Source organism: Pseudomonas meliae (assembly GCF_001400515.1).
Taxonomy (GTDB): domain Bacteria; phylum Pseudomonadota; class Gammaproteobacteria; order Pseudomonadales; family Pseudomonadaceae; genus Aquipseudomonas; species Aquipseudomonas amygdali.
On sequence record NZ_LJQT01000459.1, the window covers coordinates 18344 to 18795 of the forward strand.

1 protein-coding gene is annotated in these 452 nt (G+C 61.3%); it reads right to left on the reverse strand.

Features of this window, described 5'->3' with window-relative positions; all coding sequences use genetic code 11:
* Positions 1–47 precede the first annotated feature (47 nt).
* Positions 48–452: methyl-accepting chemotaxis protein (locus ALO64_RS26460; protein ID WP_235805021.1), on the reverse strand; the 405-nt coding region annotated here is incomplete at its 5' end.

The following is a 452-nucleotide window of genomic DNA, read 5'->3' on the forward strand; positions in this document are numbered from 1 at the left end:
GCTCTGCGTCACAAATCTTCAGCCTGGCGAGACAGTAGCCGTAACCGCTAACGATCAAAGCGCTCGGCGAGGCTCCTCAAACCCTCCACCTGATGGCCGATTTCCTCACTGATGCGTCGGCCATCCAGTGCCTTGGCCGCACTTTGTCGCGAGGCGTCGGCGATCCGCATGGCTTGCTGGTTCAGGTCTTCAGCCACCTGCCCCTGCTGCTCCATGGCGCTGGCGATCTGCACGCTCATGGAGGAAATCCGGTCCAGCGCTTCGTTGACCTGAGAGAAACTTTCACGCACCGACGTGACCGCTGTCATGCCTTGCCGGGAAAGCGTCTGCCCCTCATGGGTGAGCTGCACCGTCTGTTCGGTGGTCTGGCGAAAACGCTGCAACAGCGGCTGAATATTCAGCGTGGCTTCCTGGGTGCGGGTCGCCAGTTGCCGAACCTCATCGGCCACCAC